The sequence below is a fragment of the Streptomyces hokutonensis genome (assembly GCF_042751305.1).
In the GTDB taxonomy this organism is placed as follows: domain Bacteria; phylum Actinomycetota; class Actinomycetes; order Streptomycetales; family Streptomycetaceae; genus Streptomyces; species Streptomyces hokutonensis_A.
Map to the genome: position 1 here is coordinate 444,626 of NZ_JBHYWD010000006.1, position 20,656 is coordinate 465,281.

At 70.0% G+C, this 20,656-nt stretch carries 20 protein-coding genes and 1 tRNA gene; 10 read left to right on the forward strand and 11 right to left on the reverse strand.

Annotation, left to right across the window (positions count from 1 at the left end):
- The first annotated feature begins 71 nt into the window (after window positions 1-71).
- The gene (locus ACFXC1_RS19545; RefSeq protein ID WP_381244251.1) at window positions 72-326 is read left to right on the forward strand and encodes a hypothetical protein; all 255 of its coding nucleotides are present in this window, start codon (window positions 72-74) and stop codon (window positions 324-326) included.
- A gap of 15 nt (window positions 327-341) precedes the next feature.
- Here ACFXC1_RS19545 and ACFXC1_RS19550 read toward each other — a convergent pair whose 3' ends face one another.
- The 4 genes from ACFXC1_RS19550 to ACFXC1_RS19565 all read right to left on the reverse strand — a co-directional run bounded on the left by ACFXC1_RS19550 (window position 342) and on the right by ACFXC1_RS19565 (window position 5,008).
- Window positions 342-1,091, reverse strand: a complete 750-nt coding sequence (locus ACFXC1_RS19550; protein WP_381244253.1) for a DUF6227 family protein — start codon at window positions 1,089-1,091, stop codon at window positions 342-344.
- 157 nt (window positions 1,092-1,248) lie between these two features.
- Complete coding sequence (locus ACFXC1_RS19555) at window positions 1,249-2,475, reverse strand: L,D-transpeptidase (protein ID WP_381244254.1); 1,227 nt, start codon at window positions 2,473-2,475, stop codon at window positions 1,249-1,251.
- Between the two features lie 173 nt (window positions 2,476-2,648).
- Window positions 2,649-3,677, reverse strand: a complete 1,029-nt coding sequence (locus ACFXC1_RS19560) for a P1 family peptidase (RefSeq protein ID WP_381244256.1) — start codon at window positions 3,675-3,677, stop codon at window positions 2,649-2,651.
- A gap of 128 nt (window positions 3,678-3,805) precedes the next feature.
- Entirely contained in the window at window positions 3,806-5,008 is a 1,203-nt protein-coding gene (locus tag ACFXC1_RS19565) for a low temperature requirement protein A (protein WP_381244257.1), read from the reverse strand.
- Window positions 5,009-5,120: 112 nt separating this feature from the next.
- On the opposite strand from ACFXC1_RS19565, the gene ACFXC1_RS19570 reads away from it, so the two are divergent.
- Window positions 5,121-5,309, forward strand: a complete 189-nt coding sequence (locus ACFXC1_RS19570; RefSeq protein ID WP_381244259.1) for a hypothetical protein — start codon at window positions 5,121-5,123, stop codon at window positions 5,307-5,309.
- Window positions 5,310-5,377: 68 nt separating this feature from the next.
- Here the strand turns inward: ACFXC1_RS19570 and mscL are convergent, their stop codons facing one another.
- The 6 genes from mscL to ACFXC1_RS19600 all read right to left on the reverse strand — a co-directional run bounded on the left by mscL (window position 5,378) and on the right by ACFXC1_RS19600 (window position 11,210).
- Window positions 5,378-5,839 (reverse strand): large conductance mechanosensitive channel protein MscL, encoded by a 462-nt coding sequence (mscL, locus tag ACFXC1_RS19575; RefSeq protein WP_381244261.1) that lies wholly within the window; start codon window positions 5,837-5,839, stop codon window positions 5,378-5,380.
- 159 nt (window positions 5,840-5,998) lie between these two features.
- Window positions 5,999-6,568, reverse strand: coding sequence for a CpaB family protein (locus tag ACFXC1_RS19580; RefSeq protein ID WP_381244263.1), 570 nt, complete (start codon window positions 6,566-6,568; stop codon window positions 5,999-6,001).
- Window positions 6,569-6,724: 156 nt separating this feature from the next.
- Window positions 6,725-7,558, reverse strand: coding sequence for an S-methyl-5'-thioadenosine phosphorylase (locus ACFXC1_RS19585; protein ID WP_381244264.1), 834 nt, complete (start codon window positions 7,556-7,558; stop codon window positions 6,725-6,727).
- A 125-nt stretch (window positions 7,559-7,683) separates the two neighbouring features.
- The gene (locus ACFXC1_RS19590) at window positions 7,684-8,013 is read right to left on the reverse strand and encodes an FmdB family zinc ribbon protein (RefSeq protein ID WP_381244265.1); all 330 of its coding nucleotides are present in this window, start codon (window positions 8,011-8,013) and stop codon (window positions 7,684-7,686) included.
- A 69-nt stretch (window positions 8,014-8,082) separates the two neighbouring features.
- On the reverse strand, window positions 8,083-9,357 hold the full coding sequence (locus tag ACFXC1_RS19595; RefSeq protein WP_381244267.1) for an MFS transporter: 1,275 nt from the start codon (window positions 9,355-9,357) through the stop codon (window positions 8,083-8,085).
- 272 nt (window positions 9,358-9,629) lie between these two features.
- Window positions 9,630-11,210 (reverse strand): potassium/proton antiporter, encoded by a 1,581-nt coding sequence (locus ACFXC1_RS19600; protein WP_381244269.1) that lies wholly within the window; start codon window positions 11,208-11,210, stop codon window positions 9,630-9,632.
- Window positions 11,211-11,404: 194 nt separating this feature from the next.
- Between ACFXC1_RS19600 and ACFXC1_RS19605 the strand changes: the two genes are divergently transcribed.
- On the forward strand, window positions 11,405-14,155 hold the full coding sequence (locus ACFXC1_RS19605) for a penicillin acylase family protein (protein WP_381244271.1): 2,751 nt from the start codon (window positions 11,405-11,407) through the stop codon (window positions 14,153-14,155).
- Window positions 14,156-14,203: 48 nt separating this feature from the next.
- Here ACFXC1_RS19605 and ACFXC1_RS19610 read toward each other — a convergent pair whose 3' ends face one another.
- On the reverse strand, window positions 14,204-14,785 hold the full coding sequence (locus tag ACFXC1_RS19610) for a 5-formyltetrahydrofolate cyclo-ligase (RefSeq protein ID WP_381244273.1): 582 nt from the start codon (window positions 14,783-14,785) through the stop codon (window positions 14,204-14,206).
- A gap of 132 nt (window positions 14,786-14,917) precedes the next feature.
- Here ACFXC1_RS19610 and galU point away from each other — a divergent pair, with 132 nt between their 5' ends.
- The 7 genes from galU to ACFXC1_RS19645 all read left to right on the forward strand — a co-directional run bounded on the left by galU (window position 14,918) and on the right by ACFXC1_RS19645 (window position 20,625).
- Entirely contained in the window at window positions 14,918-15,820 is a 903-nt protein-coding gene (gene galU, locus ACFXC1_RS19615; protein WP_262062574.1) for a UTP--glucose-1-phosphate uridylyltransferase GalU, read from the forward strand.
- 5 nt (window positions 15,821-15,825) lie between these two features.
- Complete coding sequence (gene glp, locus ACFXC1_RS19620) at window positions 15,826-17,148, forward strand: molybdotransferase-like divisome protein Glp (protein ID WP_381244276.1); 1,323 nt, start codon at window positions 15,826-15,828, stop codon at window positions 17,146-17,148.
- Between the two features lie 62 nt (window positions 17,149-17,210).
- Window positions 17,211-17,723 (forward strand): cyclic pyranopterin monophosphate synthase MoaC, encoded by a 513-nt coding sequence (gene moaC, locus ACFXC1_RS19625; protein WP_381244278.1) that lies wholly within the window; start codon window positions 17,211-17,213, stop codon window positions 17,721-17,723.
- Window positions 17,720-18,262 (forward strand): MogA/MoaB family molybdenum cofactor biosynthesis protein, encoded by a 543-nt coding sequence (locus tag ACFXC1_RS19630; protein WP_381244279.1) that lies wholly within the window; start codon window positions 17,720-17,722, stop codon window positions 18,260-18,262. The genes moaC and ACFXC1_RS19630 overlap by 4 nt, the downstream gene beginning before the upstream one ends.
- Window positions 18,259-18,897 (forward strand): GNAT family N-acetyltransferase, encoded by a 639-nt coding sequence (locus ACFXC1_RS19635; protein WP_381244327.1) that lies wholly within the window; start codon window positions 18,259-18,261, stop codon window positions 18,895-18,897. Before ACFXC1_RS19630 ends, ACFXC1_RS19635 begins: the two co-directional genes overlap by 4 nt.
- 216 nt (window positions 18,898-19,113) lie before the next feature.
- Window positions 19,114-20,490: a gephyrin-like molybdotransferase receptor GlpR gene (locus ACFXC1_RS19640; RefSeq protein WP_381244281.1), complete on the forward strand. Its 1,377-nt coding sequence runs from the start codon at window positions 19,114-19,116 to the stop codon at window positions 20,488-20,490.
- A gap of 61 nt (window positions 20,491-20,551) precedes the next feature.
- A tRNA-Ala gene (locus tag ACFXC1_RS19645) sits at window positions 20,552-20,625 on the forward strand.
- Window positions 20,626-20,656 lie beyond the last annotated feature (31 nt).

The following is a 20,656-nucleotide window of genomic DNA, read 5'->3' on the forward strand; positions in this document are numbered from 1 at the left end:
TGTTCACGGCAACTGCGAGATTCGTCACGGTCCGGGACCACGGTCCCGGACCGTGGTGTCTACTGGAACGCATGCCTGCGCACGTCTCGATACTCCAGCTGACCGGTGTGGCCGTTCTCGCCCTGGCGACCGTCGCCTGGGTGCTCGGCCTGACCCGCATCCTGCGCCGCGCCCTCGCCGAACCCACCGTCCGGCACGCGGCCCACCCGCTCTACGTCCTCCCGGGCCAGCGCGACACGGCCCCCCACCTGGAGTCCGTCGAACTGACCCCCGCCGAGCGCGACGCCTTCGCGGGTCTCGTACGACAGCTCAGCGACGGGCGCTGAGCCGGGCCCGCGGTCTTACGAGACCTGCGCCGCCCGCCGCTCCATCGCGTCCCGGGCCGCGTCCTCGCTGACGTACACCTCGCACATGTGACGGCCGTCGGGCGTGGCCGTGTGCTCGACCTCCCACAGGGAGATCTCCCTGTTGTCGGGCAACAGGAACGCGTGCTCGTAGAGCGAGAAGCACACCGCCGCGCGACCCGCTCGGTACGGGCGGCCGAAAGCCTGGATGATCTGGTGCGCGAACGCCGTCGCCAGCAGCGCCGCCGTCTCCTCGTCCGGCCGGTCCGCGTTCTCCGCGCGGCGCAGTAAACGGCGCGCGTGGTCCGCCGAGTTGTCCGCCAGATACGAGTGCCGGGGCTCGGGAATCGGTGACAGGTGCACCAGCACCGGGAGTTCGAAGTCCGTCGTGTCCGGCGGCATCGGCAGCCGCGCGGTCGCCGTCCGCAACTCCTCCTCGTCGACATACACCTCGTGCTGCGCCTCACGGCCCAGCACGGTGTTGTGGACGAGCTCCCACAGGGTGAGTGCCGAACCGTCGGTGAGCAGCCACGTGTGCCGGTACGTCTCCCGGTGCAGGCCCGCGCTGTGGTGCGCCGAGTGCAGCGAACTGTCGTACGCCAGCGCGCAGTCCAGGACCAGCCGTATCGTCTCGTCCGGCAGCTCGAAGGAGTTCAGGGCGCGGCCGAGCAGTCGCGCGAGGTGCTCCTCCGGAGACTCGTGCGACTCGGGTGGTTCGTACGCTGCCGTGTCGTACGGAACGCTCAAGGCTTCTCCCGGCGTTGCTGCATGTCACCTTGTGGGTGCATACCGTAGCCCCTCGGTCGGACATCATGCCCGGGAACCGAGAAAACGTATGCCCGGAAAACGCGCGGGCCGCGCGAGATATTCCCGCGCGGCCCGAAGATCCGTCAAAACCTGCCGGTCAGGCGGCACTTCCGGCGGTCCACTCGCTCCACGCCAGGTTCCAGCCGTTGAGCCCGTTGTCCGGGGCGACCGTCTTGTCGGGGGAGTTCTTCACGATCACGACGTCCCCGATGAGGGAGTTGTCGTAGAACCACTTGGCGTTCGTCGCACCCTGCGCGCCCTGCACGTCCGCGAGGCCCACGCAGCCGTGACTGGTGCCGGTCTGGCCGAAGGGCGGATTGGCCTTGTTGTACCAGTAGTTGCCGTGGATGAACGTCCCCGACGAGGTCAGCCGCATCGCGTGCGGCACGTCCGGGATGTCGTACTCCCCGCCCAGCCCGACTGTCTGACTGTTCATCCGCGTCTGCGTGAACTTCTCGGAGATCACCATCTGCCCGTTGTACGTGGTGTGTTCCGGGCTGCCCGAGGAGATCGGCAGCGACTTGAGGGTCTGGCCGTCCCTCACCACCGTCATGGTCTGCGTGTTGACATCGACCGTGGAGACCTGCGAACGGCCGACGGTGAAGGTCACGGTCTTCTTCTGCACGCCGTAGACGCCGTTCGCGCCCTCCACGCCGTCCAGGTCGATCTTCATCGTGACCTTGGAGCCGGCCTTCCAGTACTCCTGCGGCCGGAAGTCGAGCCGCTGCGCCCCGAACCAGTGCCCCACGACCTGCTGCCCGCTGCTGGACGTGACCGTGATGTGCGACTGCACGGCCTTCTTTTCACCGATCACCTTGTCGAAGGTGAACGACACCGGCATCCCCACACCGACCGTCGTCCCGTTGTCCGGCGTGTACGTCCCTATGAAGCTGTTGGCCGAACTGACCGTCGTGAAGATGGAGTTGGCCGCGGAGGTCTTCCCGGTCGCGTCCTTCGCGGTAGCCGAGATCTGGTACTTCGTACCGCGCTCCAACTGCTCCTTCGGCTTCCAGCTCGCGCCGTTCGCGGAGACCACGCCCTCCACGGCCTGCCCCGACCCGGCCACCGTCATCTTCACGTCGGTCAGTTTGCCGTTGCTGACCTGCACGCCGGTCGCGTTGATGGACGCGTTCGTCGCACCGTCCTTCGCCGAGATGACGATCTTCGCGGTGGACGTCTTCGCGGACGTCCCGCCACTGCCCTTGCCGCTGGTGTCTGTGTCCGCGCTGGCGTTGCCGCCGCACGCGCTGAGGGTGAGGGTGCCGACCACCAGGGCGGCGATGGCCCCCAGTACGCGCCGCGCTGCTATGTCCGGCGTTGTCACGGGCTGCTCCAGGTTCGTGTGATGTGCGTGATCCGCTGCGATGCGTGGACAAAGAGGGTCCCCGCCCCCGCACGGGTTCCCGCCGTTCCCCACGAACGCCATCCGGTGACAGAACCGCGACAAACACCGCGACGGATCCCCGGAAACACCCGACGCCCACCGCCACAGGGCCCCTACCGCCTCCCGTACAGCTCCTCGTACGACGGCCACGCCCCGCCCGGCCCGTCCACCGGCTCGGCGGCACGCACCGCGCGCACGATCGCCCGGGTCACCACCTCCGCGCCGGCCGCGAGGATGTCGTTCAGCGCGAGAGGGTGCTCGGCGTCGAGCGGGCGGGCCCCGGTGGCCAGCGCGAACACCGTGTCCCCGTCGTTCAGCAGATGCACCGGCCGTACGGCACGCGCAATGCCGTCGTGCGCCGTGCCGGCCAGCTTCTGCGCCTGCGCCTTGGACAGGTCCGCGTCGGTGGCGACCACCGCGAGCGTGGTGTTCAGCGGCGGCGGCACGTTCTTCGCGGCGGTCTCGGCGAGGCGCCGGCGCGCGGCCTCGTGCACGTGAGCTTCCGGATACGTCACCCGCCCCTGGAACAACTCCCCGTACAGGACGCCCGTTTCGGGATCCATGACCGACCCCGCAGCGTTGGCCACCACCAGCGCGGCCACCGTGATCCCCGACTCCAACACGATGCTCGCGGTCCCGACGCCACCCTTCATCGGTCCGACCGCGGCGCCCGTACCGGCACCCACGCACCCCTCGCGCACCCGCACCCCCGGCCCGCTGATCGCGGCGGCCTCCACCGCGGCCCGCCCGGTGGCCGCGTCCGGCCTGGCCCTGAAGTCGCCGCCCCGCCCCAGGTCGAAGACACAGGCCGCGGGTACCACCGGCACGACATGCGTCGGTTCCGCGCCCACTCGCACCCCGCGGCCCTGCTCCTCCAGCCAGGCCATCACCCCGGACGCGGCGTCGAGCCCGTACGCGCTGCCGCCGGTCAGTACGATCGCCTCCACCCGCTGCACCACGTTGCGCGGATCGAGCGCGTCGGTCTCCTTGGTGCCGGGCCCGCCACCCCGCACGTCCACCGCGGCCACTGCTCCGCCCTCCGGCGCGAGCACCACGGTCGTACCGGTGAGCCAACCGTCCCCCGACCGCGTCGCATGGCCCACCCGCACCCCGGCCACGTCCGTCAATGCGTCAACTGTCATGGAGCTCAGTCTCACGCAGCGCGCGGCGGATTCGGGGACCGGCGGCGCGGTGGGGGCGGTTGTTGGGGTGCCGGTCGGCTGGGTGTCGGGGGTTGTTCCACTGGCGGTCGGCCGGTTGTGGGTGTCGGTCAGCCCACCGGCACGGTCGCCTCGGCCTTGCTTTCCGCGCCGGCCGTGAGCGCGGTCAGGGTCGTGCCGACCGCGACGGTCAGCGCCGAGACCAGGCCCGCCGCGAGCACCGCCCACGAGCCCAGGAAGGTGCAGCAGATCACCAGCAACGCCGAGACCGGAAGCACCAGTTGCTGGGCGGCGCCCACCTTGTAGTGACGGGCGTGCAGCGCCCACACGCTGAGCAGATACAGCGCCGTCGGCAGGGTCACCGCGGCGGACGCGGCCAGCGTGGAGATGTGCGCCTTGCCGATGGCCTCCGTGACCGCCACCTCCAGGCCGGCGCCGATCGTGGCCGCCGACGCGAAGATCAGATAGTGGCCGTAGCCCCACAGGAACGCCTGCCGGTTGGACCGGAGATGGCCGTGGATCGGCACCACGAAGTAGATCCACCAGGCGGCGAACACGATCAGCAGCCCACCCGCCGCGATGGGCAGCAGCTCGCCCAGCGCGTCGTGCTCGTCCACCCCCGACTTCACGGCCACCGTGGCCGCCGCGATCGTCTCGCCCAGCACGATGATCGTGAACAGCCCGTACCGTTCCGAGATGTGGTGCGGATGCCACGGCGTAGGGAAGTCTTTCTCCGCGTAGCGAGGCACGGACAGCTCGGCGATCACCATCACGAGGAACACCCACCCCCGGGCCGGTTCCGGCAGGACCACCAGGCCCGTCCAGCCGACCATGCAGAGCAGCACGCCGCCCGCGTACCGCAATGCCATCGTCCGCTCCGGGCCGTTGGCGGCCCGTGCCGCCCGCAGCCACTGGGTGGCCATCGCCACCCGCATGATGACGTAGCCGAGCCAGACCATCAGGTAGTCGTGGTGTTCGAAGGCCCGTGAGACCCCGGCCGCGAGGACCAGGACGCCGGAGATCTGAACCAGGGTCACGACCCGGTAGAGCACGTCGTCGTTGTCGTAGGCCGAGGCGAACCAGGAGAAGTTCATCCAGGCCCACCAGATCGCGAAGAACTGCATCGCGTAACTGAGGACGCCCTGCCCCGCGTGGCCCTCGGCCACGGCGTGCGCCAGCTGGACGCCCGCCTGTGCGATGGCCACGACGAAACACAGGTCGAAGAAGAGCTCCAGCGGCGAGGCGACCCGGTGCGGTTCGTCCCGGCCGCGGGCGACGAGCGGGCGCAGGGGTCTCGGAATCTCGGACGTCATGCGGACAAGCACAGCAGATATCGGCAGGGATTTCAGAAGTGTTCGGCTCGACCGGCACCGACCGCTCGGCCCGCGGCGGCGTCAGGCGCCCCCTCGGCCGTACCCTGGACGTATGAGTACCGCCCCCGCCCCCGAGCCGCGCGATCCGATCGAGCCGAAGCCCGCTCTGGTCTTCGACGACCCCTTGAGCCGGCCCTCCTCGGACGACACGGACCGCGGGTGGGGCGAGCGGGCCGAGAGTGAGGGCGGCGCCGCCGACCTCAAGCGCTTCCTCGACGAGAAGCCGCCCCACCACATCTGAGCCGTCGGCTGCGACTGCCGCTGAATCCGAGCCGCCGACAGCGACTGCCGATGCGTCCGAGCCGTCGGCTACGGCTCCCGGTGTCCGTTGCCGCGCTGGGCGACGAGCGCGTCGCGGATCTCCTTGAGGACCTCCAGCTCGGTGATCTCGATGACCTCGTGGGCGCCCTCCTTGGCCTTGCGCTGGGCCTCCACCCGGGCCAGGTACTTCGACATCGGCAGGACCATCAGGAAGTAGACCACCGCCGCGGTGATCACGAAGCTGAGGGCGGCGCCCAGGACCGAGCCCCACATCAGCTGGATGCCCTTGTCGCCCGAGCAACTGTCGCTCAGGCACGAGCTGTAGCTGTCGAGATTCTGGGTGCCGATCGCGCCGACGAGCGGGTTGATGAGTCCCTTCACCACCGAGTTGACGATGTTCGTGAAGGCGGCGCCGATGACCACCGCGACTGCCAGATCGACGACGTTCCCGCGCATCAGGAAGGTCTTGAACCCCTGCCAGACGCCCGGTTCCTTGTTCTTCTCGCTCAACTCGGAGCCTCTTCTCGCACGCGCACGGTGTGGAACGAACAGCTCCGCAACCTACGTCAAGGCGTGGCCGCCGTGTCCAATTCGGTAGCTCGAACGAGGGACTTGACACGAATTCGCACAGGCGCCGGAAGGCGCGGCTCACGATTCGGAGAGCGCGACTCAACACATCGTCACCGCCAGCCGTGCCGTGGCACTCGCACCGGCCAGCCGCGCCGCCGTGGCGCGCGGCACCGACAGCACCACCAACGCCCCGCTGCCGGCCGCCTCGTCGAGCGGCTCGGGCACCTTGGTCACCCGCGCCCCGCGCGCGACCACTTCGGCGTCACCGCCCGCCGCCGTGTCCTGCGCCGCGATCACATCGACCCGGTCGCCGGACCGCAGCAGCCGGACTGTGGCGGCGTCGGCGATCCGCACCGGCGCCGACACCCACTCGACCGCCCGGCGCTGCTGCCGTACCGGATCGGCCACCGGATGCCTGCCTGGCCGCTCGCCGTGCCGCGCCTCCGCCGCATCGCGCGGGCCCGCCGCGATGAGCGCGACCGCCGTCACCGCGAGGCCGGCGGCCACGGCCCGCCTCCGGTGCCGTAGCAACCGGCGCAGTTGGTACCACCCGCCGCGCACCCGAACCGGCGCGAAGTGCGGCACCTCGCACGTGGCCGGAGCGTCGGTGCCCAACGGGCGTGGAAAGGAAGGGGAGATGGGAGGAGAGCCGGGAGGGGAGAGGGACATGTGGACCACCACCTGCGACGAGGGATCGGCTTGCCGTCCCACGATGCGGGAATTCGCCGCGGTCCGCCGGAGCCCGTGTGCTACCCGCCGGTTGTGGACAACTCCCTCACCCGAACGGGAAGTTCCGCCCCTCCCGAGCCTCCGGACTCAGCCCGGCTACGGCAGCTCGAAGCCCGGATCCATCCCGCCCAGCGCGTTGGCGCACAGACAGTCCCGTGCCCCGTTCTCCGGCAGCGCGGCCACCGTGTCGAACAGCACGCCCCGCAGTCGGTCCACGTTGGCCGCGAATACCTGAAGCACCTCGTCGTGGGAGACGCCCTCGCCGGTCTCGGCGCCCGCGTCGAGGTCGGTGACCAGGGTCAACGAGGAGTAGCAGAGCTCCAGTTCACGGGCGAGCGTGGCCTCGGGGTGGCCGGTCATGCCGACCACGGACCAGCCCTGGGCCTGGTGCCAGAGGGATTCGGCGCGGGTCGAGAAACGCGGCCCCTCGACCACCACCAGAGTGCCGCCGTCGACCGCTTCCCAGTCCCGCCCGCGCGCGGCCTTCAGCGCCGCGGCCCGGCCGGTCGGGCAGTAGGGGTCGGCCAGGGACACATGAACCACGTTCGGCACCGTGCCGCCGGGCAGTGGCAGCCCGTCGAAGTACGTCGCCGCCCGGGACTTCGTACGGTCCACCAGCTGGTCCGGCACCAGCAGCGTGCCCGGCCCGTACTCGGGGCGCAGCCCGCCCACCGCGCACGGACCGAGGACCTGGCGCACGCCCACGGAGCGCAACGCCCAGAGGTTGGCCCGGTAGTTGATGCGGTGCGGAGGCAGATGGTGGCCGCGTCCGTGCCGGGGCAGGAACGCGACCCGCCGGCCGGCGATCTCGCCGAGGAAGAGGGAGTCGCTGGGCGGCCCGTAGGGCGTGTCCACCTGGATCTCGGTCACGTCGTCCAGGAACGAGTAGAAGCCGGAGCCGCCGATTACGCCGATCTCTGCGTTCGCCATGAGCAGCACACTAGCCGTCGCCGAAAAGGCGCAGAATCCGGCCTGGGAGCCGCCCCGGAAACCGGCTCGGAAAACACCGAAGACCCTGTCGTCGTACGACGACAGGGTCCCGCGGTCGAGAAGTCCTACGCGGCGGAGCTGCTGCTGCCGGTCGAGGAGCCCGAGCTCGACGACTTCGACTTGGAGTCCGAGGACGAGGAAGCGGTCGACGGGGTGGACGGCTTCGCGTCCGAGGACGTCGACGGCTTCGAGGTGGCGGGCGAGCTGCTCGACGAGGAGCCGCGGCTGTCGTTCCGGTAGAAGCCGGAGCCCTTGAAGACAATGCCGACCGCGGAGAACACCTTCTTCAGGCGGCCGCCGCAATTGGGGCACTCGGTCAGCGCGTCGTCGGTGAACTTCTGGACCGCTTCAAGGCCCTCGCCGCACTCGGTGCACTGGTACTGGTAGGTCGGCACTGTGTCTTCCTCCTGGCACTCTCACTCAATGAGTGCTAACGAGCGTCCATAGTGACGTATTCCCGGGGATCAGTCCACTGCCACCGGCACGCGGTGACCGACGCCACGTGCCACGGTGCGGCTGTGCGGCCTGGTCGCGAGGCGGGACCGGAGCGCGATCAGGGTCCCCAGGGCGAGCACCGTACCGGCCATCGGCACCAGGAAACCGGCCCCGCCCCACAGGCGGTCCTCCAGCTGTCCGGCGACGGTGACGGCGGCGGCCTGGCCGAGGGCGACCGCGCCGGTCAGCCAGGTGAATGCCTCGGTGCGGGCGCCGGCCGGGACGAGCCCCTCGACCAGGGTGTAGCCGGTGATCAGGGCGGGCGCGATGCACATGCCGACCAGGAGACCGAGGCCGGCCAGGAGCAGCACCGAGTGGGCGGTCCACAGGGCGGACGCGGTCAGCGCGAGGGCCGCGTAGCCGACCAGGAGGCGGCGCTGAGGGGCGACCTTCCAGGCGACGGCACCGCAGACGAGGCCGGAGAGCATGTTGCCGGCGGCGAAGGTGCCGTAGAGGACGCCGTTCAGGCCGGGTTCGCCGATCGACTCGGTGAAGGCGGCCAGGGAGACCTGCATGCCGCCGAACACGGAACCGATGCCCAGGAAGGTCACGATCAGCACGCGGATTCCGGGGACGCGCAGTGCGGAAACGTGCTCCACGCGCGCGTGCCCGTCGCCGGTCACCGTGGGCTGGGTTCCCTTCTGGGCGGCGAAGACCAGACCGCCGACCAGGGTGAGCCCGGCCTCCGTGACCAGGCCGGCCGCCGGGTTCACGGTGGTGCACAGGGCGGTCGCGAGCAACGGGCCGAAGACGAAGGTCAGTTCGTCCGTGACGGACTCGAAGGCCGCGGCGGTCGTCATGAGGGGCGAGTCCTGGAGCTTCACGCCCCAGCGGGCGCGCACCATGGGCCCGACCTGCGGCACCGAGGCGCCGGTCGGCACGGCGGCCACGAACAGCGCCCACAGGGGTGCGTGGCCGAGCGCGAGCGCGGTGAACGTCAGGCCCGACAGGGAGTGCACCAGGACGCCGGGGATCAGCACGGCCCGCTGTCCGTGGCGGTCGGCCAGGCGCCCGCTGTAGGGCGCGAACAGAGCCATGGAGACGCCGGTGACGGCCGCGGCGGCGCCCGCAGCGCCGTAGGAGCCGGTGGTGTGCTGCACGAGCAGGACGATGGAGATGGTGAGCATCGCGAACGGCTGCCGCGCGGCGAAGCCGGGAAGCAGGAACGTCCAGGCGCCACGCGTACGCAGCAATGGCCCGTATCCAGGACGTGATCCCGGACGAGAGGTGACCGTGGATGCCACGGCCCGTGCCTTTCTGCCACCTGGTAGCGCGCCCTGTGCGGGGGGCGCCGAGCACTGTCCTCTTGCGCGGAACTGCGGTAGATACCGGTGCCCACTGCGGAGGAGGGATTCGGCCGCCATACGGTCGCGCCAGCACTGCGTCAGGCAGAGTTGGTTCGATCAGAATGTGCCTTCATCGTACAGGGAGCGAAGCCCGGTGGACCTGTGAAAACGGGCACCATGCGCGCGTTCACCTGCGATTGGTGAACGTGTGAACCGTACGAAACATGTCCTTAACGACCGGCAGTGGCGTTGTCCGTGCCCAGCCACCCTGCCAGCTTCCCGCCGCGGCCCACCGCCCGCAGCCGCCGCTCGGCCGCGTCCCGGACCGGATCCGTCGCGACGACCAAGAGTTCGTCGCCGCGCCGCAGAACCGTCGAAGGCAGGGGAACAAACGATTTTCCATCGCGTACGACCAGGGTGACCGCGGCTCCGGCCGGCAGCCTGAGCTCGTTGACCTCGACGCCGTGCATCTTGGACTCCGCGGGGATCGCGACGGACAGCAGATGCCCGCGCAGCCGCTCCAGGGGCGCCGATTCGATGCCGAGGTCGGCGGCCTCGGCCCCCTCGCCCAGCTTCAGCATGCGCGCCAGCCAGGGCAGCGTCGGCCCCTGGACGAGGGTGTAGACGACGACCAGGACGAAGACGATGTTGAAGACGCGACGGCTGCCGGTGACGCCGTTCACCATGGGGATGGTCGCCAGGATGATGGGCACGGCGCCGCGCAGCCCGGCCCAGGACATCAGCGTCTGTTCCTGCCAGGGCACCCGGAACGGTGTGAGGCTGAGCACCACGCTGAGCGGCCGGGCCACCATCGTCAGCACCAGGCCGATGATCAGCGCCGGCCAGACGTCGTCGCCCAGTTCGTGCGGGGTGACCAGCAGGCCGAGCAGGACGAACATGCCGATCTGGGCGATCCAGCCGAGCCCGTCGGCGAAGCCGCGCGTCGCGGGCCAGTGGGGCAGCTTGGCGTTGCCGAGCACCATCGCGGCGAGATAGACCGCCAGGAAGCCGCTGCCGTGCGCCAGGGCGCCCGCCGCGTACGCGGTGACCGCGATCGCCAGGACGGCGATCGGGTAGAGGCCGGAGGCTGGCAGCGCCACGTGCCGCAGCCCCCAGGAGCCGAGCCAGCCCACCGCGAGGCCGATGGCCGCGCCAATGGCCAGCTCCAGGGCTATCTCGCCCACCAGCGTGTACCAGTGGTCGACCGGGCCCGCCGTGGAGAAGGCGACGACCAGGATGACCACCGGGGCGTCGTTGAAGCCGGACTCGGCCTCCAAAGTGCCCGTCACGCGCGCGGGGAGGGGGATTCTCCGCAGCACGGAGAAGACCGCCGCCGCGTCCGTCGAGGACACCACCGCCCCGATGATGAACGCCTGCCGCCACTCCAGTCCGACCAGATAGTGCGCGCCCGCGGCCGTGACGCCGACGCTCACCGCCACCCCTGCCAGCGCCAGCGTGGCGGCCGACGACAGCACCGGCCTGACCTCTGTCCACTTCGTGCCGAGGCCGCCCTCGGCCAGGATCACGACCAGGGCCGCGTATCCGATGACCTGGGTGAGCTCGGTGTTGTCGAAGTGGATGTCGCCGATGCCGTCCTGGCCCATGGCGATGCCGATCCCCAGGTAGACGAGCAGGCTGGGGAGCCCGCTTCGCGAGGAGATCCGGACCGCCGCGACGGCGACGAGCAGGACGAGCGAGCAGACGAGCAGGAGCTGGTCGAGGTGGTGGACAGTCAGAAGGCTTCCCTTCCTAGGCCGACGCGCGTCCGGGGCGGCAGCACATGTACAGGGGACGCGAGACTGCGGCGCCACGCATCCAAGTACTTCGTTACCTTACCTAACTCTTGACGCTTTCTTGACGCTTCCCGAGGCAAGATCGAACGCCCGTCCGCGCCGGTACCCGACACCGCGTCAAGTCGCTCGGAAGCCTGCGCCTATGGTTGCTCCAGCGCTCAGTCAAAAGCACAGCCCGCCCTGCCGCTCGCGTTAGGACAGCAAGGACAGCGATGCCCCCCAACACCACCGCCTCATCGGGTCACAAGCCCGGCAAGTCCGGCAGGAAAAAGGGGCGCAAAGCCCGTCTATTGGTTTTCGTCCTGGTAATGGCCATCATCGGGGGCATCGCCTACGGCGCCTACTGGTCCGTCAGTACGGTCCGGGCCTCCCTGCCGCAGACCACGGGCTCGATCACACTCGACGGCCTGTCGGGACCCGTCGACGTCAAGCGCGACAGCTACGGAATCCCGCAGATCTACGCGTCCTCCGACGCGGACCTGTTCATGGCGCAGGGCTACGTCCAGGCGCAGGACCGGTTCTACGAGATGGACGTACGCCGCCACATGACTTCCGGGCGGCTGTCCGAGATGTTCGGCAAGGGCCAGGTCAAGAACGACGAGTTCCTGCGCACCCTGGGCTGGGACCGGGTCGCGAAGAAGGAGTACGACACCACGCTGTCGGCCTCCACGAAGAAGTACCTCCAGGCCTACGCCAAGGGGGTCAACGCCTATCTCCAGGGCAAGGACGGGAAAGACATCTCCCTGGAGTACGCGGCCCTTGGTTTCACCAACGACTACAAGCCCGAGAAGTGGACCCCGGTCGACTCCGTCTCGTGGCTCAAGGCGATGGCCTGGGACCTGCGCGGCAACATGCAGGACGAGATCGACCGCGCGCTGATGACCTCCCGCCTCGGCCCCCAGCAGATCGCGGACCTGTACCCGGAGTATCCGTACAGCCGCAACAAGCCGATCGTCACCGTGGGCGAGTACGACGAGTACACCAAGACGTTCAACGGCGGTGACAGCTCCTCCAGCACGTCCACGAGCGGCACGACGGGCTCCACGTCGTCCTCGTCGGGTTCGGCCCTCACGAGCCAGCTCGCGGGCCTCTCGAACGTCCTGGACGACCTCCCGACGGCCGTCGGCGTGAACGGCCAGGGCATCGGCTCCAACTCGTGGGTCGTCGGCGGCGAGCACACCATCACCGGCAAGCCCCTGCTGGCCAACGACCCGCACCTGGAGGCGTCGCTGCCGTCCGTCTGGTACCAGATGGGCCTGCACTGCCGCACGGTGTCCAGCAAGTGTCAGTACGACGTCACCGGCTACACCTTCGCGGGCATGCCAGGCGTCGTCATCGGCCACAACCAGGACATCGCGTGGGGCATGACCAACTCCGGGGTCGACACCACCGACCTCTACCTGGAAAAGCTCTCCGGCGACGGCTACCTGTACGACGGCACGACGAAGCCCTTCACGAGCCGCACGGAGACCATCAAGGTCGCCGGCGGCGCCTCCAAGCAGATCGTCGTCCGGGAGACCAACAACGGCCCGCTGCTCTCCGACCGCAACGACGAACTCGTGAAGGTCGGCAAGAAGGCGACCGTCGACACCGCGGCCCCGGACAGAGGCGACGGCTACGCCATCTCCCTGCGCTGGACCGCCGAGGACCCGGGCACCACCATGGACGCCGTCTTCGCCATCGACAAGGCGTCCGACTGGAGCGAGTTCCGCGCGGCGTCCACGAAGTTCGACGTGCCCTCGCAGAACCTCGTCTACGCCGACACCAAGAACAACATCGGCTACACGCTGCCCGGAAAGATCCCCGTGCGCGGGAAGGGCGACGGCTCGCTGCCGGTGCCCGGCTGGGACTCCAAGTACGACTGGACCGGCTACATCCCGCAGGCCGCCCTGCCGTACGAGTACAACCCGAAGCGCGGCTACATCGTCACCGCGAACCAGGCAGTGATCGACAAGGACAAGTACCCGTACACGCTCACCACGGACTGGGGCTACGGCACCCGTAGTCAGCGCATCACCGATCTGATCGAGTCGAAGATCGGCGGCGACGGCAAGATCTCCACCGACGACATGCGGCAGATGCAGCTCGACGACAGCAGCGAGATCGCCAAGCTGCTGGTGCCCAAGCTGCTCAAGATCGACGAGCCCGACCCGGACGTGCGCCAGGCGCAGAAGCTCCTGGAGGGCTGGGACTACACCCAGGACGCCGACTCGGCGGCCGCCGCCTACTTCAACTCGGTCTGGCGCAACATCCTCAAGCTCGCCTTCGGCAACAAGCTGCCCAAGGAACTGCGGGTCAAGGGACAGTGCCTGTTCGTCTCGCCGGTCGACACGACCGGTCCCGCCGACGAGACCAACCAGAAGGTGCGCGAGTGCGGCGAGCGCGACGCGGACCAGGCGCAGCCGGACGGCGGCGACCGCTGGTTCGAGGTCGTCCGCAAGCTCATGGACGACCCCACCAGCGACTGGTGGACGACCCCCAAGTCGGGCACCCGCCCGGGCGCGAGCAACATGAACCAGCTCTTCAAGCGCGCCATGATCGACGCCCGCTGGGAGCTGACCGCCAAGCTCGGCAAGGACATCGACACCTGGAGCTGGGGCCGGCTGCACCGCCTGTTCCTGAAGAACCAGACCCTGGGCACCGAGGGCCCGGCCATCGTCCAGTACATCCTCAACCGCGGCCCCTGGAAGCTCAGCGGCGGCGAGGCCACGGTCAACGCCACCGGCTGGAACGCGGCCGGCGGCTACGGAGTGGTGTGGGTGCCGTCGATGCGCATGGTGGTCAACCTGGACAACTTCGATAAATCCAAGTGGATCAACCTCACCGGAGCCTCCGGGCACGCCTTCAGCGCGCACTACACCGACCAGACCGGCAAGTGGGTCGACGGCGAACTGCTGCCGTGGTCCTTCTCGTCCAAGGCGGTCGACAACAGCACGAGCGACACCCTGGTGCTCAAACCGTGAATCGTTGACCAAATGAAATGGCCCTCCACGCGCGCGTGGAGGGCCATTTCATTTCCCGGGGAACCGGTGCACACCACCCGGTGTCACCGCCGCCCGCACCGGCCGGTCGTGCGCCTCCGCCGGGACGCGTGCGACGACTTCGGAGTCGTACAGCAGCACCACCAGCGCGGGATGCGCGCCCGCCCGCTCCAGCCGCGCCAGCACCCGGTCGTACGACCCCCCGCCGCGCCCCAGCCGCATCCCGCGCCCGTCGACCGCCAGGCCGGGCAGCAGGACGACGTCGGCGGCCGTCACGGCGTCCGGGCCGAGCCGTTTCCCGGACGGCTCGAACAGGGCCATCCTTCCGCCGTGTTGGACCCGGTCGAGCGAGCCCTCGCCGCCGTAGGCGCCCCAGTCCAGGTCGTTGTCGGGGAGGAGCGCGGGGAGCAGGACGTCGACGTCCCGCGCGCGGAGCGCGTCCAGCAGGGCGAGTGTTCCCGGTTCGCCCCCCACGGAGACGTACGCCGCCACCGTGCGCGCGTGCGCCAGCTCGGGCAGTTCCAGCGCGCGGTCGGCGAGCGCTGCGGCGGCTTCCCGCACGTCATCGGCCGTCAACCTGTTCCTCACCGTGAGGTGTTCTCGTCGCAACATTCGCTTGTCAGGCTCGGGTTCATGTCCTAGGTGACGCACAGGTCCCATCCGTATCCTTTGCAATGTGCTCATATGAGAGCGTATTAACCGGAGCCACAGATTCTGCACAAAGGCACCGGATAGGGTTCGGACATGACTCAGTCGCACCCCAGGATCAGCAAGGCTGTCATCCCCGCAGCCGGTCTCGGCACCAGGTTCCTGCCGGCCACGAAGGCAACTCCCAAGGAGATGCTGCCGGTCGTGGACAAGCCCGCGATCCAGTACGTGGTCGAAGAGGCCGTGTCGGCAGGGCTCGACGACGTGCTCATGATCACCGGACGCAACAAGCGCCCCCTCGAGGACCACTTCGACCGCAACTACGAACTCGAATCGGCCCTCCAGAAGAAGGGCGACGCGAGCCGGCTGGCCAAGGTCCAGGAGTCCAGCGACCTCGCGACCATGCACTACGTCCGTCAGGGCGACCCCAAGGGCCTCGGCCACGCGGTGCTCTGTGCGGCCCCGCACGTCGGCCACGAGCCCTTCGCCGTCCTCCTCGGGGACGACCTGATCGACCCCCGGGACCCCCTTCTCGCGCGCATGGTCGAGGTCCAGGAGCAGCACGGCGGCAGCGTCGTCGCCCTCATGGAGGTCGCACCCGAGCAGATCCACCTCTACGGGTGCGCGGCCGTGGAGGCCACCGCGGACGACGACGTCGTCAAGGTCACCGGCCTGGTCGAGAAGCCGGACGCGGCCGACGCCCCGTCCAACTACGCGATCATCGGCCGCTACGTCCTCGACCCCCACATCTTCGACATACTGCGCAAGACCGAGCCCGGCCGCGGCGGTGAGATCCAGCTCACCGACGCCCTCCAGCAGTTGGCCACCGACGAGAAGGTCGGCGGCCCCGTGCACGGCGTCGTCTTCAAGGGCCGCCGCTATGACACCGGCGACCGGGGCGACTATCTGCGTGCCATTGTCAGACTCGCGTGCGAACGTGAAGACCTGGGCCCGGACTTCCGCGCCTGGCTTCGCAGTTACGTAGCCGAGGAGATGTAGCAACGTTGAGAACCGCCGCGACCCGCACCACAGGACCCGACCACCTCTGGACGGTGGACGAGCACCTGGAGGACATCCTCGCGACCGTCCGCCCCCTGGAACCCATCGAGCTGCAACTGCTCGACGCCCAGGGCTGCGTCCTGGTCGAGGACATCACGGTGCCGGTCTCGCTCCCGCCCTTCGACAACAGCTCGATGGACGGGTACGCGGTGCGGGTCACGGACGTGGCGGGGGCGAGCGAGGAGTTCCCGGCCGTTCTCACGGTCGTCGGCGACGTCGCGGCGGGCCAGGCCGAACCGCTCCACGTGGGCCCCGGCCAGGCCGCCCGCATCATGACCGGCGCCCCGCTCCCGCCCGGCGCGGAGGCCGTCGTCCCCGTGGAGTGGACCGACGGAGGCCTCGGCGAAGGACCGGTCACCGGCATGCGCGCCCGCAGCCAGGACTCCGAGGCGGCCGGCGGACATGTGAACGTGTACCGCTCGGCCGAGGCACGCGCGCACGTACGCGCGAAGGGCAGCGACGTGAAGGCCGGCGACCGCGCCCTCGACGCCGGCACGATCCTCGGCCCGCCGCAGATCGCCCTGCTCGCCGCCATCGGTCGCGGCACGGTCCGCGTACGGCCCCGCCCGCGCGTGGTCGTCATGTCCACCGGCAGTGAACTCGTCCAGCCCGACGAGCAGTTGGGCCCCGGTCAGATCCACGACTCCAACAGCTTCGCTCTCACCGCCGCCGCCCGCGACGCCGGAGCCATCGCCTACCGGGTGGGCGCCGTCGCCGACGACGCCGAGACCCTCCGCGACACCATCGAGGACCAGCTCGTCCGCGCCGACCTCCTGGTCACCACCGGCGGCGTGAGCGTCGGGGCGTACGACGTCGTCAAGGAAGCGCTGTCCTCCGTGGGGGACGAAGACGAGGCGGGCGCCGGGATCGACTTCCGCAGGCTCGCCATGCAGCCCGGCAAACCCCAGGGGTTCGGCTCCATCGGCCCCGACCACATCCCGCTGCTCGCCCTCCCCGGCAACCCGGTGTCGTCGTACGTCTCCTTCGAGCTGTTCGCCCGCCCCGCGATCCGCACCCTGATGGGCCTCGACGACGTCCACCGCCCCAGGACCCGCGCCACCCTCACCACCGACAAGGCGCTGACCTCGCCCAAGGGCCGCCGCCAGTTCCTCCGCGGGACGTACGCCGACGGCGAAGTGACCCCCGTAGGGGGCGCCGGATCGCACCTGGTCGCGGCCCTCGCGCTGGCCGACGCGCTGATCGTCGTCCCCGAGGACGTCGAGTCCGTCGAGCCCGGCACCGAGGTCGAGGTGGTCCTGCTCGGCTGAGCACTCCTGGTTGGCGGTACCGTGTCGCGCACAACACGCCCGGACCGGGAGCGCCACACAGCATGACTGAGCCTTTCCGGGGGGACACCCCCGGACCCCCTGAGCAGGACCGCCTCACGCACATCGACGACGCGGGCGCCGCCCGGATGGTCGACGTGTCCGGCAAGGACGTGACCGCGCGCACCGCCACCGCCACCGGACGCGTCCTCGTCTCGCCCCGCGTGATCGAACTCCTGCGCGGCGAGGGGGTCCCCAAGGGCGACGCCCTGGCCACCGCGCGCATCGCGGGGATCATGGGCGCCAAACGCACTCCCGATCTGATCCCGCTCTGTCACCCGTTGTCGGTGTCGGGTGTGAAACTGGATCTGTCGGTCGCGGACGACGCCGTACGGATCCGGGCCACCGTGAAGACGACGGACCGCACGGGCGTCGAGATGGAGGCCCTCACCGCGGTCTCCGTCGCCGCGCTCACCGTGATCGACATGGTCAAGGCGGTCGACAAGGGAGCGGTCATCACGGACGTACGCGTGGAGGAGAAGACGGGCGGCAAGTCGGGGGACTGGAGCCGGACATGAGCCCCGACGAGCCGGCCGGCGACGCGCTGCCCGCGAGGTACCGGGCCCTGGTGGTCACCGCCTCCAACCGCGCCGCCTCCAAGGTCTACGAGGACAGGGGCGGCCCCTTGATCGCCGCCGGCCTCAAGGGCTTCGGCTTCGCGGTCGAGGGACCGCAGGTGGTTCCCGACGGCGACCCGGTGGAGGCCGCCCTGCGCGCCGCCGTAGCGGCCGGTTACGACACGGTCGTCACCACCGGCGGCACCGGCATCTCGCCCACCGACCGCACTCCCGAGGCCACCCGCGCGGTGATCGACTACGAGGTGCCGGGCATCGCGGAGGCCATCCGGGCGTTCGGCCGGGAGAAGGTGCCCACCGCGGCGCTCTCGCGTGGCCTGGCCGGGGTCGCCGGGCGCACACTGATCGTCAACCTGCCGGGTTCCACCGGCGGGGTGAAGGACGGCCTCGCCGTCCTGGAACCCCTGCTGGCGCACGCCGTCGACCAGATCCGAGGCGGCGATCACCCCAGACCCGCCGACACCAGTGGGGGTGCGAGCTGAACAGCCCATCCTGGCCCGCCGTACTGGCGGACGGCGACATCGTCCTGAGGCCGATAAGAATCCGCGACCAGCGGGACTGGCGCGAGGTCAACCGGCGCAACCGGGACTGGCTGCGCCCCTGGGAGGCGACCATTCCGCCGCCCACGCCCAGCGGGCCGATCGCACACCGGCCGACCTACCGGCAGATGGTCAGACACCTGCGCTCCGAGGCGAACGCGGGCCGGATGCTGCCGTTCGTCATCGAGTACCAGGGGCGCCTGGTCGGGCAGTTGACGGTCGCCGGGATCACCTGGGGCTCGATGTGCTCGGGCCACATCGGCTACTGGGTGGACGAGTCGGTGGCAGGACGCGGAGTGATGCCGACGTCCGTGGCACTCGTCGTCGACCACTGTTTCCGGGCCGTGGGACTGCACCGCATCGAGGTCTGCATTCGCCCGGAGAACGGCCCCAGCCGCCGGGTCGTCGAGAAACTCGGATTCCGTGAGGAGGGGCTTCGGCCCCGTTATCTCCACATCGACGGCGCCTGGCGCGACCATCTCGTCTTCGCGCTCACCGCGGAAGAGGTCCCCGAAGGGTTGCTGGCCCGCTGGCAGCGGGCACGCTCCCGGAGCACACCGCACGACAATCCCGCGTAACGGGGAGCCTGTTGGGCCCGGATCCCCGGATCCCCGGAAATGGAATAAGTGTTCGAAAGTGATCGACGGATGACCGCCTTGGGGCAATGAATTCGCCAACTCCGCGGCCTGTTGATCGCATCGGTCACAAAAAAAGCTCGAAATATCAGCCAGATCGTGCGACACACCGGCTCAATTGGCAGATGGCCTCACGCAAACCCCTCTACCGTGTGAGGCGTGAGCAGCAGCGGCCTCATCTACGCAGTCATTGTCGGGGCCTGGGCCGCCTACTTGGTGCCGATGTGGCTCCGTAGGCAGGACGAGCTGAACGAGGCCCGTCCGACGGAACGCTTCAGCACCGCCATCCGGCTGCTGTCCGGACGGGCGGGAATGGAGCGCCGGTACGCCAAGGACCTGCGGGCGCGCTCCACCGAGGAGGGGGAGCCCAGCGCCGTCGTGCCGGACGCCGTCACCGACTCGGTGGACGTCCGGGCCTTCGCCATGCCCCCGGCCCGTCCCCAGGTGCACGCACAGGTCCGCCGGCCGGGCCCTGACCGGTCGGAAGCGGCGCGGGAGACGGAGCGCGAACCGGCGCGCGAGTCGGCGCGTGAACCCGCGCGTGAGCCGGGTCGCGACCCGGCGCGCGATCAGGCCCGGGACCAGGCGCGCGACCAAGCGCGGAGTCAGACCCGCGAACAGGTCCGTGATCAGGCCCGGGACCAGACGGCCAAACCGGCACCCCAGCAAGGCTCCGTCCCCGCCCTGGCCTCCGCCCAGGCGTCCAAGCCCGCCCCCAAGTCGGCCCCCGCGTCCGCCCGTAGGCGCGTCCCGGTCGGACGGCGTACGCCCGCCGAGGAAGCCGCCGCTGCGCGCGCCCGGCGTGTGAAGGTGCTCGCGCGCCGTCGACGTACCACCGTGATGCTCTTCCTCGCCTTCACGCTCGGCGCGATCGTCGCGGCGGTCGGGGGGCTCACCTTCCTGTGGGCGCCCGGCGTGCCGGCGATCCTGCTCAGCGGATACATCGCCTACCTGCGCTCCCAGGAACGCCGCCGCTTCGCCTACCAGATGGACCGCCGCCAGGCCGAGGCCGCCGCGCAGCGACTGCGGGAACGTCAGCCGCGCCGGCGCGCGACCGTGGACGCCGGCATCGACGACCCCGAGGAAGGACCCGAACCGGAGACCGACCCCGGGATGTCCGCCCTCGCCGCCGACCGCCGTGCCCTCGTCGAACAGACCGACCACGCCGAGTGGGTCGACCAGCAGCGCGAACGGCAGCGCCGGCCGGGCCAGGGCGACAGCTGGGACCCCGTACCCGTACCCCTGCCGACGTACGTCACCGCCCCGGTCGCCCCGCGCGCCACCTCCGACGTGGACCTCGGGGCGCCCGACGCGTGGAGCTCCGCGCGCTCCAGCTCGGTGGCGCCGGAGCAGGAAGCGCAGCCGGCGGCCCGCGAGGAAGAGGCGGAGGACTTGTCGGACGACGACAAAGCGACGCCGGACGGCCGCACCGACGCCCGCCGTGCCGCCTCCGCCCGCCGCGCCCGTGAGCGCGGCCGCACCCCGCTGTTCGACCAGTACGAGGACGGCGAGCGGCCCCGCGCGGCCAACGAGTGACCAGGCAAGGAACGGATTTCCAAGCACCCTGAGGGGGATGCTAGAGTTTCACTCGTTGCAAGGGCCTGTGGCGCAGTCTGGTAGCGCACCTCGTTCGCATCGAGGGGGTCTGGGGTTCAAATCCCCACAGGTCCACACAACAACGAGATCCCGTCCGATCACTTTG

What these genes read in the sequence shown, in the direction of transcription:
- ACFXC1_RS19545 (WP_381244251.1), top strand. Translation starts at nt 72, where the DNA reads ATGCCTGCGCACGTCTCGATACTCCAGCTGACCGGTGTGGCCGTTCTC.
- ACFXC1_RS19560 (WP_381244256.1), bottom strand. Translation starts at nt 3,677, where the DNA reads ATGACAGTTGACGCATTGACGGACGTGGCCGGGGTGCGGGTGGGCCAT.
- ACFXC1_RS19565 (WP_381244257.1), bottom strand. Translation starts at nt 5,008, where the DNA reads ATGACGTCCGAGATTCCGAGACCCCTGCGCCCGCTCGTCGCCCGCGGC.
- ACFXC1_RS19570 (WP_381244259.1), top strand. Translation starts at nt 5,121, where the DNA reads ATGAGTACCGCCCCCGCCCCCGAGCCGCGCGATCCGATCGAGCCGAAG.
- ACFXC1_RS19580 (WP_381244263.1), bottom strand. Translation starts at nt 6,568, where the DNA reads ATGTCCCTCTCCCCTCCCGGCTCTCCTCCCATCTCCCCTTCCTTTCCA.
- ACFXC1_RS19585 (WP_381244264.1), bottom strand. Translation starts at nt 7,558, where the DNA reads ATGGCGAACGCAGAGATCGGCGTAATCGGCGGCTCCGGCTTCTACTCG.
- ACFXC1_RS19605 (WP_381244271.1), top strand. Translation starts at nt 11,405, where the DNA reads ATGCCCCCCAACACCACCGCCTCATCGGGTCACAAGCCCGGCAAGTCC.
- ACFXC1_RS19610 (WP_381244273.1), bottom strand. Translation starts at nt 14,785, where the DNA reads ATGTTGCGACGAGAACACCTCACGGTGAGGAACAGGTTGACGGCCGAT.
- galU (WP_262062574.1), top strand. Translation starts at nt 14,918, where the DNA reads ATGACTCAGTCGCACCCCAGGATCAGCAAGGCTGTCATCCCCGCAGCC.
- moaC (WP_381244278.1), top strand. Translation starts at nt 17,211, where the DNA reads ATGACTGAGCCTTTCCGGGGGGACACCCCCGGACCCCCTGAGCAGGAC.
- ACFXC1_RS19630 (WP_381244279.1), top strand. Translation starts at nt 17,720, where the DNA reads ATGAGCCCCGACGAGCCGGCCGGCGACGCGCTGCCCGCGAGGTACCGG.